The organism is Brevundimonas sp., from assembly GCF_046295595.1.
Classification (GTDB): Bacteria; Pseudomonadota; Alphaproteobacteria; order Caulobacterales; family Caulobacteraceae; genus Brevundimonas.
Genome location: NZ_JBKBMX010000002.1, coordinates 20,800 through 35,728 on the forward strand (window position 1 = coordinate 20,800; position 14,929 = coordinate 35,728).

Consider the following 14,929-nt stretch of genomic DNA (forward strand, 5'->3'; position numbering starts at 1 on the left):
TGCAGGGCGAGGTCAGCACATGAACGCGGTCGATCTGGGCGTCAACCTGTTCGTGGCCCTGTTCGCCCTGATGGATCCGATCGGCAATCTGCCGATCTTCGCCGCCGCCACGGCCGGCGCGACGCTGCGCCAGCGCATCTCGGTCTCGGCCCTGATCTGCCTGTTCGCCGTGGTGTTTCTCGCCTTCTTCCTGTTCACCGGCCTGGCGCTGCTGCAGTTCTTCGGCATCTCCATGGCCGCCTTCCGCATCGCCGGCGGCATACTGCTGCTGCTGCTCGGCCTCGACATGGTGCGCGGCGACTTCCTCAAGATGTTCGCCGACGCCGATTCGGCGACCGACGCGCTGGATGTGCGCGGCTACGCCCAGCGGCGGTTCAAGCGGCTGATCGTGCCCTTCGCCATCCCGCTGATGATCGGCCCGGGGGCCATTTCGACGGTCATCATCGTCGCCGGCGAGGGCCAGCAGATCGGCCCGGCCGGGACCGGAGCCGCCCTCGCCGCCATCGGCGCGGTCGGATTCGTCAGCTTCGTCTGTTTCGCCCTGACCGGACCGCTGAGCCGCCTGCTCGGCGACGTCGGCATGGCCGTGATCGTGCGGGTGCTGGGTCTGATCCTGTGCGCCCTGGCCATCCAGTTCATGCTGTCCGGCCTGTCGGAAGCCATCCCCGGCATGTTCAGCTCGATCGCCACGACGCCGTATCCGACGGGCGGTCACTAGCGGGCGTCAGATCCGCTTCAGCCGTTTCGCGTGGCCGCCGACCATGGCCAGGGCCAGCCGGTCGGGCAGGTGTTTGGCGAGGCCGCCCAGCAGGTTGTTCATCACCCCCGGCGTCACCGCCGGCCGGTTGGCCTCCACCGCGTCATAGCCGACCCGCGCCACATGGTCGGCGCCCTGCCACATCCAGCCCGGATAGGCCGCCGACACCTCGGCCCTTGTGCCGTTGGCGTCGTGGAACTCGGTCAGGGTGTAGCCGGGGCACAGGGCGGTGACGTGCACCCCCGTGCCGCGCAGCTCCAGATGCAGGCCCTGCGAGGCCTTGATCAGGAACGACTTGATCGGCCCATACAGGGTGTCGCCGCCGGTCGCCGGCATCCGCCCCGCCAGCGAGGCGACATTGAGGATGCGGCCGTAGCCCCGCTCGACCATGCCGGGGGCGAACAGCCGGGCCAGCTCGACCGGGGCGGTCAGCATGACGCGGATCATCGCCGCATGGGCCTCGGGATCGGTGTCGAGGAAGCCCGCGGTCAGGCTGAAGCCGGCGTTGTTGACCAGGCCGTCGACGGTCAAGCCGCGCGCCGCCGTCGTCTCGAACAGCCGGCGCGGGGCCGCCGGATCGGCGAGGTCTTCCGGGATGACGCTGACATCCACCCCGCGCCCGGCCAGTTCGGCGGCCAGAGCCCTCAGCGGGGCCTCGCGGCGGGCGGTCAGGATCAGGTTCCAGCCCCGGTCGGCGAACACGCGGGCGAGGGCCGCGCCGATGCCGGCGGAGGCCCCGGTGATCAGAACCGTCCGGCGAACGGTCGATCTCATCGCGTCCCCCGGGCTCAGGCGGCGACGGGGCAGGCGGCGTGCGGCGCGAAGGCCGCCAGCGACGGCGGATTCTCGGCCAGCAGGTCGGCGATGGTGATCTTCGACAGGGCGTCACCGGCGGCGCGGTCGGCGGCGGTCAGGGCCTTGGCCACCTGGCGGGGAATGTGTTCGCTGACCGGGCAGCCCTTGGCCCCGGCCGGCGGCGAGCCGAGGTGGGCGCAGCCGTTGACCGCCTTGAGCACCACATCGAGGGTGATGGTGTCGGGCCGGTGCAGCAGCCAGGCCCCGCCCGAGGCGCCCGGGCGGGTGGCGATCAGCCCTGCCTTGGCCAGCAGGGCGGTCACCCGCCGCACCACCACCGGATTGGTCGGCACCGAGGCTGCCAGAATCGCGCTCGGCGCGGCCTCGGCCGGCGAGTAGGCGCCCTTGTGGGCCAGATAGGCCAGGGCGTGGGCGGCGACGGGAAATCTTTGACTGTCTGACATGGCGTTATCCCCAAGATAGGGTGGGCACGGGGCTTTAACAAACAGCTTGGCTTTCTGCCGGTCCCGCTTTTCCGCCCGTCAGAGCCCCCTGTCCAGACGCGGCCTCGATCTTCGCACCTGCAGCACGATTGAACCGGCCGATGAAAGGGCCTAAAGGCTCGCCGCTCGTTTGATGGGAACCGCGTCGTGCGGCGTCCCGGAGGCACTTCATGGTCGGGGCCCCTCCCCAAGGTGAAGACGGCAAGCGCGCCGCGACTCCCCCCACACCCCAGGACAAGTCCGTCGCCCCGCGCCACCCGCATCCCGCGGCGGCCGGCGAGGGCGGTCACGTCAAGGCCGGCAAATGGGGCTTGATCATCGGCGCCATCGGCGTGGTGTTCGGCGACATCGGCACCAGCCCGCTGTACGCCATGCGCGAGGCCCTGCATCACAGCCGCAGCGGCGGCACGGCCGAGCTGGCCGTGCTGGGCGTGGTCTCGCTGGTGTTCTGGGCCCTGATCCTGGTCGTGACGCTGAAATACGTCGTCTTTCTGATGAAGGCCGACAACAAGGGCGAGGGCGGCACCCTGGCCCTGATGGCCCTGGCCCAGCGGGCCATGGGCCGGCGCTCGGCCCTGGTCTTCCTGCTCGGGGTCTGCGGCGCGGCGCTGTTCTATGGCGATGGCGTCATCACCCCGGCCATCTCCGTCGTTTCGGCGGTCGAGGGGCTGCGCGACGCGCCCGGCATCGGCGGGGCACTGAGCCCCTACATCCTGCCGATCGCGGCCGGCATATTGATCGCCCTGTTCATGATCCAGTCGCGCGGCACGGCCAGCGTGGCGCGCTATTTCGGCCCGCTGACGGCGGTCTGGTTCCTGATCCTCGCCGGCCTCGGCCTGTGGCACATCTTCGACGACATCTCGATCCTGCGCGCCCTGTCGCCGCACTACGGCGTGCTGTTCCTGATCGACAACGGCTTCCTCGGCTTCGTCATCCTCGGCAGCGTCTTCCTCGCCGTGACCGGGGCCGAGGCGCTGTACGCCGACATGGGCCATTTCGGAAAGGCGCCCATCCGCCAGGGCTGGCTGATCTTCGTCCTGCCCTGCCTGACGCTCAACTATCTGGGCCAAGGCGCCCTGGTGCTGTCCGATCCGTCGGCGGCGATCAATCCGTTCTGGCGCATGGTGCCCGAGGCGGCCTACTGGCCGGTGCTGATCATGGCCACCATCGCCACCGTCATCGCCTCACAGGCGGTCATCACCGGCGCCTTCTCGGTGACCCAGCAGGCGGTCCAGCTGGGCCTGCTGCCGCGCATCGACATCCGCAACACCTCGGAAAGCCAGGCCGGGCAGATCTTCGTTCCCTCGGTCAATCTGATGCTGATGGTCGGGGTGCTGGCGCTCGTCTTCACCTTCCAGACCTCGACCGCCCTGGCCGCCGCCTATGGCATCGCCGTCACAGGCTCGATGTTCGTCGACACCCTGCTGGCCTGGTTCATCGTCCGGCGGCTGTGGAAATGGACCCTGCCGGTCAGCCTCGCCGCGATCGTGCCCTTCATCGGCATCGACCTGGTGTTCCTGACCTCGAACCTGCTGAAAATCCCGCAGGGGGCGTGGTTCCCGCTGGCGCTGGGCGCGGTGCTGCTGCTGATCATGTGGACATGGGTGCGCGGCACCCAGATCGTCACGGCCAAGACGCGCAAGGACAGCCTGCCGCTGGCCGATCTGATCGAGATGCTGCGCGCCCGCCCGCCCCACCGGGCCCCGGGCACGGCCATCTTCCTGACCTCGGACCCGGACATCGCCCCGGTCGCCCTGATGCACAATCTCAAGCACAACAAGGTGCTGCACGAGAAGAACGTCATCCTGACGGTGCGGACCACCGACCGGCCGCGCGTGTCCGAGGCCGACCGCGTGCACATCGAGCCGATCTCGGACGACTTCAAGAAGCTGGTCATCTCCTATGGCTTCATGGAACAGCCCAATGTGCCCAAGGCGCTCAATGTCTGCCGCAAGCAGCGCGGACTGAAGTTCGACATCATGTCGACCAGCTTCTTCCTCGGCCGCCGCTCGATCATTCCCTCGAGTAACCAGGGCATGCCCATGTGGCAGGATCGGCTGTACATTTTCCTGATGCGCAACGCGGCCAACCCCACCGACTTCTTCCACATCCCGCCCGGACGGGTGGTCGAGCTCGGCACCCAGGTGTCGGTGTGAGCCGCGAACCGACCGGCGGCCGCAACTCGGCCGCCCGCGGCCGCCGCATGGCCGACAAGTCGAGGGGGCCGCGTCCGCCGAAGGTCGAACTGCCGCGCGACGAGGCCGCCGACATCGGCGTCGAGGCGCGTCTGGCCGCCGGCATCCTGCTGAACGCGGCGCTGGAAGGCCGCGGCGGTCTGGACGCCGCCCTGTCGTTCCGCGAGGTCGCCGACCTGCCCGGCCCCGACCGCGCCTTCGCCCGCGCCGTGGCCATGGCCGCCCTGCGCCGCCTCGGCGAGATCGACCAGATCCTCGACCGCAAGCTGCAGAAGGGCCCGCCGCTGGCGGTGCGCACCATATTGCGCGTCGCCCTCGCCCAGACGCTGGTGCTGGAGACCCCGGCCTTCGCCGCCGTGTCGACGGCGGTCAAATTGGCCGAGCGCGACCCCAAGACCCGCCCGTACAAGAACCTCGTCAACGCCGTGCTGCGCGGCATCGAGCGCGAAGGCCCCGGCCTGACCACGGCCGAGTCCAACCTGCCCGACTGGCTCGCCGCCCGCTGGCGCGCCACTTATGGCGAGCCGACTCTCGCCGCCCTCGCCCTCGCCGCCCGCGAGGAGCCGGCCGCCGATCTCAGCCTCAAGCCGGATCTGGACGACGCGGCCACAGCCGACGCCGTCGACGGCGAGATCCTGCCCGGCGGCACGATCCGCACTGGCCGTCGCGGCGACCTGGCCGGCTGGCCCGGCTTCGACGACGGCGTCTGGTGGGTCCAGGACGCCGCCGCCGCCGTTCCGGTCCGCCTGCTGGCCCCGCAGGCCGGCGAGACCGTGGTCGACTTCTGCGCCGCCCCCGGCGGCAAGACCCTGCAGCTGGCCGCCGCCGGCGTTTCGGTGGTCGCGCTGGACCGTTCGGACAAGCGGCTGGACCGGCTGCGCGAGAACCTCGCCCGCACCGGCCTGACCGCCGAGGTCGTCGCCGTCCCGGCCGAGGACTGGGACGATCCGCGCACCTTCGACGCCGTCCTGCTGGACGCCCCCTGCACCGCCACCGGCACCTTCCGCCGCAATCCGGAGGTGCTGCGCGCGACCAAGCCGGCCGATGTGGCCAAGCTGGCCGACGTCCAGCACCGGCTGCTCGACGCCGCCGCCGAGCGGGTGAAGCCGGGCGGCCGGCTCGTCTATTGCGTCTGTTCGCTGGAGCGCGAGGAGGGCGAGACCCAGGTGATCGCCTTCCTGCGCCGCAACCCGGCGTTCAGGACCGCCCCCGCCGTCCCCGCTGACCTCGGCGCCCCCGAGGAGGCCCGGACCCCGGAGGGCTGGCTGCGCATCCTGCCGTCGATGTGGGCCGAAAAGGGCGGGCTGGACGGGTTCTTCATCGCCAGGCTGGACCGGGTGGGGTGAAGGGACTCAGGCCGGGCCGGCCAGCACCGTATAGGTAATCGGCGTCCGCACCCGGAACCCGAGCGCCTCATACAGGGCGATGGTCGCGGCGTGGGCGGCGTAGGCGTGCAGGAAGGCCTGTTCGCCGCGCTCCAGTATCCGCGCCGTCACCACCCGCATCAGCGCCCCGGCATAGCCCCGGCCGCGATAGTCCGGATGGGTGCAGACGCCCGACACCTCGGTGAAGCCGTCCGGCTTCATCCGCTCGCCGGCCATGGCGACCAAACGACCCTCATGCCGGATGCCGATGAAGTCGCCCAGTTGGTGGGTTTTTCCGAAGAACGGGCCCGGCACGGTCAGCGTCGCCAGCGCCAGCATCTCCGCTCGGTCGGCGTCGCCCAGCGGCTCGAAGGCTACGGACTTGCCGCCGCCGTTCAAGGATGACGCCGCCATCTGCACGATGGCGGCCCGGCTGCGCACCACCGCCCCCGGCGGAACTGGCATGTCGCCAGCCTCGACCAGCCCGAGGCCGGCAGGCGAGACATTCAGCATTCCGAGCGCCGCGGTGCTGGCGGGGGAGGCATCGGCCGCCGCCGCGAACAGCCCGTACTCCGGGTCGAGGCGCAGGGCGCGGGCGTCGCCCAGCGCCAGCGGGGTCTGGCGGCTGGTCAAGGCGCTCCAGACGGGACGATCGAGAGGGTGATTCAGGCTCATCCCCCTACCTGGAACCCGCGCCGGACCTCCGCCAGCCCCTTGTCGACAAAGCGGCCGGAAACCGCGATCAGCCGCGCCAGAAGCCGACGATCTTCCTGACCTCGTCGACCACCGGATCGGCGATGGCGGCGGCGCGCTCGGCGCCATCTTTCAGCACCCGGTCGATCTCGGCCGGATCGTCCATCAGCCGGCGCATCTCGGCGGTCACCGGGGCCATCGAGGCCACGGCGAGATCGGCCAGCGCCGGCTTGAAGGCGCCGAAGCCCTGACCGCCGAACTGGGCCAGCACCTGTTCGCGCGTCATGTCGGCGAGGGCGGCGTAGATGGTGACGAGGTTCTTGGCCTCGGGCCGGGCGTCCAGGTCCTCGACCGTCTCCGGCAGCGGCTCCGGATCGGTCCGCGCCTTGCGCACCTTGGTCATGATCGTATCGGCGTCGTCGGTCAGATTGATGCGGCTCTGGTCCGACGGGTCGGACTTGGACATCTTGGCCGCCCCGTCGCGCAGGCTCATGACCCGCGGCGCCGGCCCCTGGGTCAGCGGCTCGGGCAGGGGGAAGAAGCCCGGCGCGTTGAAGTCGTTGTTGAATTTGGCGGCGATGTCGCGGGTCAGTTCGAGATGCTGCTTCTGGTCCTCGCCGGTCGGCACCTCGGTCGCCTTGTACAGCAGGATGTCGGCCGCCTGCAGCACCGGATAGGTGTAGAGGCCGACCGAGGAGCGTTCCTTGTGCTTGCCGGACTTCTCCTTGAACTGGGTCATCCGGTCCAGCCAGCCGAGGCGGGCGACGCAGTTGAAGATCCACGCCAGCTCGGAATGGGCCCGCACCGCCGACTGCGGGAAGATCACCGACTTCGCCGGGTCCAGCCCGGAGGCCAGATAGGCCGCCGCGATCTCGCGCGTCTGGGCGGTCAGCAAGGCCGGGTCCTGCCACACGGTGATGGCGTGCAGGTCGGCGACAAACAGGAAGCAGGGCGCGCCCGTGTCCTGCAGCTGGGTGAACCGCTTCAGCGCCCCCAGATAGTTGCCGAGGTGAAGGGCCCCGGAGGCCTGGATGCCGCTGAGGACGCGGCGCGGGCCGTCATAGGCGATGGGGGCGGGGGAGGCGTCGGACATCAGCGGCCAATGCCTCACCGGGACGGCGAGAGCAACCCGAACTAGCGGGAGCGCCGGATCAGGCCCCGCACCTCGGCCACGGTGACGGCGCGGGTGGCGAAGGCGAGGGCCAGATAGACCAGGCCGCCGAGCCCGGTGACCAGCAGCAGGCTGACCTCCTTGGCGCCGTGCGAGGTTCCCATGGCCGCCAGCAGGCCGGCGATCGGCGTCTCGAAGACGGACCGCAGCGAGGCGGCGACGCCGACCACCACCGCCAGCCCGGCCGCCGCCGCCGCGATCCGCCCCAGCCGCGACAGCGCCGCCGCGCCGGGCCGGTACAGGCCGCGCCGCCACAGGGCCCCGCCCAGCAGCAGGGCGTTGGTCCAGGCCGCGCCCGACACCGCCGCGGCGATCCCGGCCACGCCCCAGCCGGCGTAGAACAGGCCGATCGCCAAGGCCGCGTTGACCGCCACCGAGACGAGGGCGAACTTCATCGGCGTGCGCGTGTCGCCCCTGGCGAAGAAGGCCGGCGCGAGGATGCGGATCAGCACGAAGGCCGGCACGCCCCAGCCGAACTGGAACAGGGCCCGGGCGGTGTTGACCGCGTCGAAGGTCAGGAAGGCCCCGCGGGTGAACAGGGCGTCGATCAGGAAATAGGGCATGGCCATCAGGGCCGCCGCCGCCGGCAGGGTCAGGGCCATCGACAGGATCAGCGCCTCGTCCATCGAGGCCTGTTGCTGCTGGTGGTCCTTCGAGGCCACGGCGCGCGACAGGCGCGGCAGCAGGGCGATGCCGATGGCCACCCCGACCAGCCCCAGCGGCAGCTGGTAGAGCCGGTCCGCGGTCGCCAGCCACGTCCGCCCGCCGGCGACGAAGCTGGACAGGTTGCCCGAGATGAAGACGTTGATCTGGGTCGCCGAATTGCCGATCGCGGCCGGAACGGCCGTGATGATGATGGCCTTGACCGCCGGGGTCAGTCGCGGAAGGCCGATGCGGATGTTCGCGCCGGCCTTGCGCACCGCCCACCAGCACAGCCCGGCCTGGGCCACGCCCGCCGCCAGCACCGCCCAGGAGGCCGCATAGGCGGCGCCGACCTGATCGCCCCGGGCCGGGATCACGGCGGCCAGCATGATCAGGTTCAGCAGGATCGGATAGGCGCCCGAGACGATGAACCGGCCGCGCGCGTTCAGCACCCCCGACAGCAGGGCGGCGATGGCCATGCACGGCAGATAGGGCATGGTGATCTGGGTCAGGATCACCGCCAGCTTGAAGCGCGCCGGGTCGTCGAGGAAGCCGACGTTGATGACCGTCATCAGCCACGGCATGGTCAGCTGGGCGACGATGGTCAGGGCGACGGTGGCGAAGGCGACGGCGGCGAGGGCGTCGGTGGCCACCTGGTCGGCGACCGCTTCGCCCTCGGTCTCCAGCGTGCGCGCATAGGCCGGCACGAAGGCGGCGGCGAAGGCCCCCTCGGCGAAGATGCGGCGGAACAGATTGGGGAAGTTCAGGGCGGTGTTGTAGGCGTCCGCCGCCGGGCCCGCCGAGGCCCCCAGCGCCGCCGAGATGACCACGTCGCGGGCGAAGCCGACCAACCGGCTGACCAAGGTCAGGCCGCTGAAGATGGCCGACGATCGCATCATGCCGCCGCCCTTGCGCGCCGTCGTCGCCGACGCGGGCGGCTGGACCATCGGCGTGTCGGTCGCCGTCGCCGACGGGACGGACGGGGCAGGCTCTGTCGGTTCCGCGGCGGGCTGGGTCTTGTCGGCCATGTCAGCGCCTTAGCCTGCTTCCGGCGGACGCGATACGGGCCGGCGCGCCGGACGCAGCCGGCCCAGCTCCGACACGTCGCGCAGACTGGCGCGGACCGGCTTGGAGACCCGTTCGACCGGCCGGTCCTTCCAGTCCAGCACCGTCTCCAGATCCCTGCGGAGCCGTTCCAGCGCCGGCCCGGCCCTGGGTTTCCGCCCCCGGGCGTCGGTGACATAGAAGCTGTCCACCGCCCGCTCGCCGAAGCCGGCGATGTGGGCCGAGCGGATCGACAGCCGGTGTTCCGACAGCACCCGCGCCAGATCGGCCAGCAGCCCGGCCCGGTCCGACCCCGAGACCTCGACGACGGCGGCGGAGGGGCTCTGTTCGAGGTCGATGATGGTGGTCGGCCGCACGTCGAACGCCGCGCGCCGGGGGCTGAACGGCGCCGGCGGCGGAGAGGCCCGCACGGCCTGGCCGCGCGCCGCCGCTTCCAGCGCCTTGAGCAGGCGTGTGAGCCGCCGCGGCTCGGACTGGCCATAGGGCGCGCCCGCCCCGTCCTGGAGTTCGAAGACGTCGAGGGCCGCGCCGTCCTCCGCCGTCGCCACCCGGGCGCCGACCACATCCGCTCCCGCCGCCGCCAGCGCCTGCGCCAGATCAGCGAACAGCCCCGGCCGGTCCCGCGCCGCCACGGCGACCCGGGCGGCCGAGGGCCCGCCCGCCTCCGCCGGGTCGGCCTCCAGCACCTCGGCCACCGCTCCTTCCGCGCGCCCTCTGCGCATCAGGTCCGGATAGTCGTCGAGAGGATCGACCGGATGCAGGGTCTCGCTGCGGAAGGCGGCCTCGGTCCGCTGGTAGAGGTCGCGGATCAGCTGGCCCTTCCAGCCGTTCCAGACGCCCGGGCCGACGGCGCGGATATCGGCGACGGTGAGGATCAACAGGGTGCGCAGCCGCTCGGGGTCGCCGACCAGTTCGGTGAAGGCGCGCACGGTCTCCGGATCGGTCACGTCGCGCTTCTGGGCGTAGTCGCTGAGCGCCAGGTGATTGCGCACCAGCCAGACCACGAACTCGATCCGGCGGGGGTCGAGACCCAGCCGGTCGCAGGCCCGCCGCGCGGCGATGGCCCCATCCTCCAGCTGTCCCCGGTCGCCGCCCTTGCCGACGTCGTGCAGCATCATGGCCAGCATCAGGGCCTCGAAATCGTCGATGCGATGGACGATCTCGCTGGCGTTCGGGTGCTGCGCCTTCAGCTTGCCGCGCCAGATGTCGTTGATGATGCCGATGGCCTGCAGGGTGTGCTCGTCGACCGTATAGGCATGGTACATGTTGAACTGGGTCTGGCCGACGATCCGCCCCCATTCGGGCAGGAAACGCCCCAGCAGGCCGGTCTCGTTCATCAGCGTCAGGACCCGGTAGGGCCGCTGGCCGTGGGCGAGGATGTCGAGGAAGGCGCGGGTCGCCTCCGGATCGCGGCGCAGCGACGGCGTCACCAGCGACAGCGACCGGCTGACCGCCGAGAAGGCGTCCGGATGCAGGTCGAGGTCATGGGCGTCGGCGCAGCGGAACAGGAACAGCAGCTTCTCAGGCGCGGCGGCGAAGACCTCCGGGCCGGTGACCGACAGCCGCCCCCCGTCCTCCACGAAACCCTCCACGCCGAGCTTGCGTTTTCGGCCCGGGATCAGCCGCGACAGGCTCATGGTCGGCTTCTGCTGCCGCGCCTCCAGCTTGGCCGACATCGCCCGGGTCAGGCCGCCGACATCGCGGGCGACGAGGAAGTAGCGGCGCATGAACCGCTCGACCGCCGGCTCGTCGCCGCGGCCGCGCCAGCCCATCCGCCGCGCCACCTCGGGCTGGAAGTCGAAGGTCAGCTTCTCTTCCGCCCGCCCCGCCACGAGATGCAGGTGCGCCCGGGTGCGCCACAGGAAGTCGAACGCCTCCTCGAAGGTCCGGCGCTCGCGCGAGGTCAGCAGGTCGTCCATGACGCGGGCGCCCAGCGGACTGTCGGGCGCCAGCGAGCGGGCGATCCAGAACAGGGTGTTGAGATCGCGCAATCCGCCCTTGCCGTCCTTGACGTTGGGCTCGACCCGGTAACGCACGGCGCCCGCCTTCTGATGACGGGCGTCGCGTTCCTCCAGCTTGGCGGCGATGAAGGGCCGGGGATCGGCCTTGACCATGAAGGCCTCGAACCGGGCGATGAAATCCTCGGACAGTCTCTGGTCGCCGGCCAGCGGTCGGGCCTCCAGCAACGCCGTGCGCACCGTCATGTCGGACCTGGCCAACGCCAGGCATTCGTCGACCGACCGGGCCGACTGGCCGACCTTCACGCCGAGGTCCCACAGCACATAGAGCATGAACTCGATGACCTGTTCGGTGCGCGGAATTGACTTCCAGGGTCGCAGGAACAGCAGATCGAGATCGGAGAAGGGGGCCAGGACGCCGCGGCCGTAACCGCCGACGGCGATCAGGCTCAGCCGCTCGGCCTCGGTCGGGTTGGGGGCGGGGTAGAGATCTTCGGTGGCGAAGCGCCACAGGGTCCTCAGCAGCTCGTCCGCCGCCGTCGCGTGCAACCGGGCCACCTCGACCCCGCCAAGGCCGGCTTCCAGCCGCTGCGCCGCGCGCAGCCGGGCGGCCTCCCACGACCTGCGGAGCAATTCCGTGGCGACCGCGCGGGGATCCGCCGCCGAAGCGGCTTCGGCCCAGCCGTCGCCGTCGGACCCGGGACCGTCTGCGCTGTCGGCCGGTCGGCGGCTGCGGGAGCTCATGGCGTGGATATAGACCGTGAAACGGGACGGTGCGACCACGCCGGGGCGGTCAAGGCTTGAGGGCCTTCAGCCGGTAGAGCGCCTCCAGCGCCTCGCGGGGCGACAGTTCGTCCGGCTCGATGGCGGACAGGGCGTCGCTCAGGGCCGAGGAGGGCGGCGGGGCGGGCGTCTCGGCCATGGCGAACAGGGGCAGATCGTCGAGGTTGATGGACGCGGTCTTCTCGCCCTCCAGCCGGTCCAACACCGCCCGCGCCCGCTCCACCACCGCGGGCGGCACGCCGGCCAGCCTGGCCACCTGAACGCCGTAGGAGCGGTCGGCGGCGCCCGGCGCGGCCTCGTGCAGGAAGACGAGGTCGCCGTTCCACTCGCGCGCCTTCATCGACAGATTGCAGACATGGGCCAGCCGCGTCTCCAGCCCCGCCAGTTCGTGATAGTGGGTGGCGAACAGGGTGCGGGCGCGGTTGTGGTCGTGCAGGGCCTCGGCCACGGCCCAGGCGATGGCGAGGCCGTCATAGGTGGCGGTGCCGCGGCCGATCTCGTCCAGCACCACGAACGACTGGTCGGTGGCCTGGGCCAGGATGGCGGCGGTCTCGACCATCTCGGTCATGAACGTCGAGCGGCCGCGGGCGAGGTCGTCGCCGGCCCCGACCCGGCTGAACAGCCGGTCGACCACGCCGAGGCGCATGGCGCGGGCGGGGACGAAGGCGCCGGCCTGGGCCAGCACCACCAGCAGGGCGTTCTGGCGCAGGAAGGTCGACTTGCCGGCCATGTTCGGCCCGGTGACAATCGACAGGCGGGCGCAGGCGGCGCCCGAGCCGTCGAGCCGGCAATCGTTGGGCGTATAGGGATCGCCGGCCGATTTCACCGCCGCCTCGACCACTGGATGGCGGCCGGCCGTGACCTCGAAACAGAGCGTGGCGTCGACGGTCGGGCGCACGGCGCCGACCTCCTCGGCCCATTCCGCCAACGCCGCATGGGCGTCCAGCTCGGCCAGCGCCCCGGCCAGGGCCTGCAGCGTGCTGGACAGCGCCTGGACGGCGCGCCGCCACGTCTCGAAGGTCTCGCCCTCGATGGCGAGGGCTCGATGGCCCGCCTGACTGATCTTCGCATCGAGCTCCGACAGCTCGACGGTGGTGAACCGGACCTGGTTGGCGAGGGTCTGGCGATGGATGAAGGGGCTGTCGCCGGTCGGCCGCAGCAACGGCTCGGCGGCCTTCGCCGAGGCCTCGAGAAAATAGCCGAGCACGGCGTTGTGGCGGATCTTGAAGGCCACACCCGACTCGGCGACCGCCCGCGCCTCGAGGTCGGCGACGACCCGCCGGCTGTCGTCGCGCAGGCGGCGCGCCTCCTCCAGCTCGGGCCGGTAGCCGGGGGCGACGAAGCCGCCGTCGCGCGCCAGATGCGGCGGCTCGGCCACCAGACCCTCCGCCAGATCGACCAGCAGGCGGCCGGTCTCCGGCGACAACGCCAGCCGGTCGAGGCAATCGACCAGACGGGCCGGGGGGCCCGTCAGCGGGTCGCGCTCCGGCGGGAACAGGCCGGCCACGCCCTCGGCGACCGACAGGCCGGCGCGGACCGCCGCCAGGTCGCGCGGCCCGCCGCGCCCCAGCGCCAGCCGCGACACCGCCCGCGCCACGTCCGGCGCCGCCTTGAGCCCGTCGCGCAGATCGCGGCGCAGGTCGCGCCGCTCCAGCAGCCATTCGACCGCGTCGAGGCCGTGATTGATGGCGACCGGGTCGCGCAGCGGTCGGACGATGCGCTCGGCGAGGGCCCGCGCCCCGCCGGAGGTCACGGTGCGGTCGATACAGGCCAGCAGCGATCCCTCGCGCTCGCCGCGCTGGGTGCGGTCGATCTCGAGGCTGAGGCGCGTGGCCGGATCGATGGCCAGAAAGCCGGTGTCGCCCGAGCGGCGCGGTGGCGACAGGGCCGGGATCTTGCCGGCCTGGGTCGTCTCCAGATAGGCGGCGATCAGTCCCAGCGCCGAGACTTCACACTCCTCGAAGGCGCCGTAGCCGTCCAGCGAGGCGACCCCGTACAGCCGCTCGACCCGCGCCCGCGCTCCGACCGGCTCGGCCAGCGCCTGCGGCAGGGCCTGAACCACGCCGCCGGAGCCGTCGAGCGCGGCCTTGGCCGCCGCGTCCGAGAACAGCCGGTCGGGGACCAGCACCTCGGACGGCCGGAACGAGGCCAGGGTCGCCGGCAGGTCCTCCAGCGAACAGGCCACGATGTCGACCGATCCCGCCGACAGCTCGACCACGGCCACCGCCGCCCGGCCCTTGCGGATCGCCACCGCGGCCAGCCGGTTGGCCCCGCGCGCGTCCAGCAGCGAATCCTCGGTCAGGGTGCCCGGTGTGACCACCCGCACGATGTCGCGATGCACCACCGCCTTGGAGCCGCGCTTGCGCGCCTCGGACGGCGCCTCCAGCTGTTCGCAGATGGCCGCCTTGAAGCCCTGGCGGATCAGCCGGGCCAGATAGCCGTCGAGCGCATGCACCGGCACCCCGGCCATCGGAATGTCCTCGCCCTGGTGCTTGCCGCGTTTGGTCAGGGTGATGCCCAGAGCCGCGGCCGCGATCTCGGCGTCCCGGAAAAACAGCTCGTAGAAATCGCCCATGCGGAAGAACAGGATGGCGTCCGGCGCCTGGGCCTTGGCGGCGAGAAATTGCGCCATGACCGGCGTCACCCCCTCGGCGGAGGGGAGCGGATCGGCTTTCGGCGGATGGGCGAGGGGGGCGTTCATCTGAGCGGCGCAAGGTGACGGAATGCGCCCGCGCGCTCAAGCGGCGTCTGACGCCTTGCACAAGCTTCGCCGCGCTGCGACAAGCCGCGCAGGCGGTTAAGGGAACGCGGTCGAACACCGCGGCTGTGCCCGCAACTGTAGGCGGCTAGATCGTCGTCCGATCCGGAGTTCGCTCCGGCGCCACTGGGAAACCGGGAAGGCGTGGACGTCGATTGTTGACCCGCAAGCCAGGAGACCTGGCCGCCGACGTCGCTCGTCCGCTGTCCGGGACCAGACAGAGGCGTGGGGCCAACCCTTCCACC

The 14,929-nt window shown here is 71.4% G+C and carries 10 protein-coding genes and 1 riboswitch; of the genes, 3 read left to right on the forward strand and 7 right to left on the reverse strand.

What is annotated here, in order from left to right; genetic code table 11:
• Positions 1-19 precede the first annotated feature (19 nt).
• On the forward strand, positions 20-718 hold the full coding sequence (locus ACK4JY_RS01330; RefSeq protein ID WP_409602399.1) for a MarC family protein: 699 nt from the start codon (positions 20-22) through the stop codon (positions 716-718).
• A gap of 6 nt (positions 719-724) precedes the next feature.
• Here ACK4JY_RS01330 and ACK4JY_RS01335 read toward each other — a convergent pair whose 3' ends face one another.
• The gene (locus ACK4JY_RS01335) at positions 725-1,531 is read right to left on the reverse strand and encodes an SDR family NAD(P)-dependent oxidoreductase (protein ID WP_409602400.1); all 807 of its coding nucleotides are present in this window, start codon (positions 1,529-1,531) and stop codon (positions 725-727) included.
• Positions 1,532-1,545: 14 nt separating this feature from the next.
• The gene (locus ACK4JY_RS01340) at positions 1,546-2,016 is read right to left on the reverse strand and encodes an Rrf2 family transcriptional regulator (protein ID WP_409602401.1); all 471 of its coding nucleotides are present in this window, start codon (positions 2,014-2,016) and stop codon (positions 1,546-1,548) included.
• Between the two features lie 209 nt (positions 2,017-2,225).
• Between ACK4JY_RS01340 and ACK4JY_RS01345 the strand changes: the two genes are divergently transcribed.
• Both ACK4JY_RS01345 and ACK4JY_RS01350 read left to right on the forward strand, forming a co-directional pair.
• A complete protein-coding gene (locus ACK4JY_RS01345; RefSeq protein WP_409602402.1) occupies positions 2,226-4,211 on the forward strand; it encodes a potassium transporter Kup in 1,986 nt (661 codons plus the stop codon).
• A gap of 47 nt (positions 4,212-4,258) precedes the next feature.
• Positions 4,259-5,596 carry an RsmB/NOP family class I SAM-dependent RNA methyltransferase gene (locus ACK4JY_RS01350; protein WP_409602607.1) on the forward strand — a complete coding sequence of 446 codons (1,338 nt, stop codon included), beginning with the start codon at positions 4,259-4,261 and terminating at the stop codon, positions 5,594-5,596.
• Between the two features lie 6 nt (positions 5,597-5,602).
• Here ACK4JY_RS01350 and ACK4JY_RS01355 read toward each other — a convergent pair whose 3' ends face one another.
• The 5 genes from ACK4JY_RS01355 to mutS form a co-directional block, all read right to left on the reverse strand.
• Positions 5,603-6,289 carry a GNAT family N-acetyltransferase gene (locus tag ACK4JY_RS01355; protein WP_409602403.1) on the reverse strand — a complete coding sequence of 229 codons (687 nt, stop codon included), beginning with the start codon at positions 6,287-6,289 and terminating at the stop codon, positions 5,603-5,605.
• A 67-nt stretch (positions 6,290-6,356) separates the two neighbouring features.
• Complete coding sequence (gene trpS / locus ACK4JY_RS01360) at positions 6,357-7,400, reverse strand: tryptophan--tRNA ligase (protein ID WP_409602404.1); 1,044 nt, start codon at positions 7,398-7,400, stop codon at positions 6,357-6,359.
• A gap of 41 nt (positions 7,401-7,441) precedes the next feature.
• Entirely contained in the window at positions 7,442-9,148 is a 1,707-nt protein-coding gene (murJ, locus tag ACK4JY_RS01365) for a murein biosynthesis integral membrane protein MurJ (RefSeq protein ID WP_409602405.1), read from the reverse strand.
• Positions 9,149-9,157: 9 nt separating this feature from the next.
• Entirely contained in the window at positions 9,158-11,887 is a 2,730-nt protein-coding gene (gene glnD / locus ACK4JY_RS01370) for a [protein-PII] uridylyltransferase (protein ID WP_409602406.1), read from the reverse strand.
• 49 nt (positions 11,888-11,936) lie between these two features.
• Positions 11,937-14,627: a DNA mismatch repair protein MutS gene (gene mutS / locus ACK4JY_RS01375; RefSeq protein ID WP_409602407.1), complete on the reverse strand. Its 2,691-nt coding sequence runs from the start codon at positions 14,625-14,627 to the stop codon at positions 11,937-11,939.
• Between the two features lie 61 nt (positions 14,628-14,688).
• Positions 14,689-14,886, forward strand: a riboswitch (cobalamin riboswitch).
• The last annotated feature ends 43 nt before the right edge of the window (positions 14,887-14,929 follow it).

Excerpts from the sequence above, each read along its gene's own strand:
- ACK4JY_RS01335 (WP_409602400.1), bottom strand. The coding sequence starts at position 1,531 with ATGAGATCGACCGTTCGCCGGACGGTTCTGATCACCGGGGCCTCCGCC.
- murJ (WP_409602405.1), bottom strand. The coding sequence starts at position 9,148 with ATGGCCGACAAGACCCAGCCCGCCGCGGAACCGACAGAGCCTGCCCCG.
- trpS (WP_409602404.1), bottom strand. The coding sequence starts at position 7,400 with ATGTCCGACGCCTCCCCCGCCCCCATCGCCTATGACGGCCCGCGCCGC.
- ACK4JY_RS01355 (WP_409602403.1), bottom strand. The coding sequence starts at position 6,289 with ATGAGCCTGAATCACCCTCTCGATCGTCCCGTCTGGAGCGCCTTGACC.
- ACK4JY_RS01345 (WP_409602402.1), top strand. The coding sequence starts at position 2,226 with ATGGTCGGGGCCCCTCCCCAAGGTGAAGACGGCAAGCGCGCCGCGACT.
- ACK4JY_RS01350 (WP_409602607.1), top strand. The coding sequence starts at position 4,259 with ATGGCCGACAAGTCGAGGGGGCCGCGTCCGCCGAAGGTCGAACTGCCG.
- ACK4JY_RS01340 (WP_409602401.1), bottom strand. The coding sequence starts at position 2,016 with ATGTCAGACAGTCAAAGATTTCCCGTCGCCGCCCACGCCCTGGCCTAT.
- ACK4JY_RS01330 (WP_409602399.1), top strand. The coding sequence starts at position 20 with ATGAACGCGGTCGATCTGGGCGTCAACCTGTTCGTGGCCCTGTTCGCC.
- mutS (WP_409602407.1), bottom strand. The coding sequence starts at position 14,627 with ATGAACGCCCCCCTCGCCCATCCGCCGAAAGCCGATCCGCTCCCCTCC.
- glnD (WP_409602406.1), bottom strand. The coding sequence starts at position 11,887 with ATGAGCTCCCGCAGCCGCCGACCGGCCGACAGCGCAGACGGTCCCGGG.